Origin of the sequence: Xanthomonas sp. SHU 166 (genome assembly GCF_000364685.1) — a bacterium.
GTDB lineage: Bacteria > Pseudomonadota > Gammaproteobacteria > Xanthomonadales > Xanthomonadaceae > Xanthomonas_A > Xanthomonas_A sontii.
This window is the reverse complement of record NZ_AQOJ01000991.1, coordinates 1-2,288: the sequence shown is the minus strand read 5'-3', so window position 1 is coordinate 2,288 and position 2,288 is coordinate 1. Positions and strand designations below refer to the sequence as shown.

The 2,288-nt window shown below is 71.5% G+C and carries 3 protein-coding genes and 1 pseudogene; all 4 read right to left on the bottom strand.

Annotation, left to right across the window (positions count from 1 at the left end):
• On the bottom strand, positions 1-276 hold a 276-nt coding region (locus tag D180_RS22025), incomplete at its 3' end, for an NAD(P)(+) transhydrogenase (Re/Si-specific) subunit beta (RefSeq protein ID WP_043091545.1).
• Positions 277-280: 4 nt separating this feature from the next.
• A complete protein-coding gene (locus D180_RS22020) occupies positions 281-595 on the bottom strand; it encodes an NAD(P) transhydrogenase subunit alpha (RefSeq protein WP_017909700.1) in 315 nt (104 codons plus the stop codon).
• A gap of 3 nt (positions 596-598) precedes the next feature.
• Positions 599-1,738, bottom strand: coding sequence for an NAD(P) transhydrogenase subunit alpha (locus D180_RS22015; protein ID WP_026144502.1), 1,140 nt, complete (start codon positions 1,736-1,738; stop codon positions 599-601).
• Between the two features lie 274 nt (positions 1,739-2,012).
• A pseudogene (locus D180_RS22010) lies at positions 2,013-2,288 on the bottom strand (endopolygalacturonase); the annotation flags it as partial.

Genomic DNA, 2,288 nt, shown 5'->3' with positions numbered 1-2,288 from the left:
CGCGGTCACCGCGACACGGCGGCCGCTGCGCCAGGCCCAGGCACCGCCCAGCAGCAACGCCAGCAGCGCCAGTGCCAGGTTGGTCAGCGCGTGCGGACGCGCCGCGGGCTGCAGGTCGGCGAGATAGCCGAAGGCGGCGGCCACCGCCACCAGCATGCCGATCCCGGCCAGGACGATGCCGCGCAGCGCGGTCACCGGCGAGGACATGCGCTTGAGGCCGAGGATGAACAGCAACGCGGCGGCGAACCCGCTCAATTCCACCAGGAGCGAGAGCATGGCGCTACTCCTTCGCGGCCGGCGCGGCGCTGGGCTTGAACATCGCCAGCATGCGATCGGTGACCACGTAGCCGCCGGCGGCATTGCCGGCGCCCAGCAGCACGCCGACGAAACCGATCGCCTGGCCAGCGACGGTGTCGGCATTGAACAGCGCGTGCATCGCGCCGACCACGACGATGCCGTGGACGAAGTTGGACCCGGACATCAGCGGCGTGTGCAGGATCGACGGCACCTTGCCGATCACTTCGTAGCCGGTGAACGCGGCCAGCATGAACACGTACAACGCGATCAGCCAGCTCATCGACAGATCGAGGGACATGACTCAGGACTCCTTGGTGGGAACGGGCGCTGCGGCCGGCACCGGTGGGTGGCAGAGGCGGCCGTCATGGGTGAGCGCGGTGCCGGCGACCACCGCATCGTCGAAGTCCGGCGCCAGTGCGCCGTCGCGCACCAGCAGGTCGAGCAGCCCCAGCAGGTTCTTGGCGTACAGCTCGCTGGCGTGCTGGGCCAACGCCGAAGGCACGTTGCGCGGGGCGACGAGGGTGACCGGTCCGACGTCCACGGTCTGCCCCGGCACGCTGCCTTCGCAGTTGCCGCCGCTGTCGGCGGCGAGATCGACGATCACCGCGCCGGGCTTCATGCCGGCGATCTGTTCGCGGTCGATCAGGATCGGCGCGGTGCGCCCGGGCACGTTGGCGGTGGTGATGATCAGATCGGCCTGCTGGATGTGCTGGGTCAGCACCGCCGCGGCCTTGGCCCGCTCCTCGGCGCTGAGTTCGCGCGCATAGCCGCCTTCGCCGCGTGCGTCGATGCCGGTGTCGACGAAGCGCGCGCCGACCGACTGCGCCTGCTCGCGGGTTTCCGGACGCACGTCGTAGCCTTCGGTGATCGCGCCTAGCCGGTGCGCGGTGGCCAGCGCCTGCAGGCCGGCCACGCCCAGGCCCATCACCAGCACGCGCGCGGCACGCAGCGAACCGACCGCGGTGGTCATCATCGGCAGGATGCGCGGCAGATGCACGGCGCCGAGCAGCGGCGCGTAGTAGCCGGCCAATGCGGCCTGGCTGGACAGCACGTCCAGCGCCTGCGCGCGGCTGATGCGCGGCACCGTTTCCATCGCGAAGGCGGTGATGCGGCGTTCGCACAGCAGCTCCAGCAGGCCCGGCAGCTTGGCCGGGTACAGCATCGCGATCAGCATGCTGCCCGGGCGCAGCGCCGCCACCGTGCGCAGCGATGGTGCCTGCACGGCCAGCAGCAGGTCCGCACCGGCCACCACCTCTTGCGCATCGTCGAGCACGGTGGCGCCGGCATAGGCCGCATCCGGCAGCCGCGAACCGCTGCCGGCACCGGCCTGCAGGCGCAATTGCGCGCCCAGCCTGGCCAGCTTCGGCAGCACCGCGGGCACCATCGCCACGCGGCGCTCCTCGGCCTGTTCTTCCCTCAGGACTGCAACAGTGAACGCCATGATCGCGGCTCGCTTGGAGGACGCGTGCACTGTGCGCGCCGGCCGACGCGCGGGCATTGATCCGGATCAAGCGCGCTGCCGCATCACGCGCAAAAGAGCGCGCGCGATGCCCGCAGCTAGGCGGCGGAACGCTGCGGTGTAACAGGGCGATGGCATCACGTGCGGACGATTGCAGTGCGTGGCGGCGCACGCCATCAAAGCCGCAAGACGCGGGCACCGACCGCTCGCGCCACGCGGGCGCGCGCCGAGTGGCCGCCGGCGTTGCGCGCGCGGGCTACAGGGCCGGGAACACCGGCGCGCTGCTGCAGGCTGGAATCGACCCGGCGAGCGTGGTCGCATAGGTCGAGGCCGCGCTGCTGTCCTCGCTCAAGCGCAGGTCGGATTGGTCCACGCCGATGCGCGCATTGCTGGCATGCAGCGTGGCGACATCGGCGGCCACGTGCGCCAGCACCAGCTCGAGCGGCGTCGCGGCGCTGTAGCCCTGCACCGTACTGCCCTTGCCGGCGGGCGTGTCCTGCGCGCGCAGTCCGTCGACCACGATCCCGGCGAA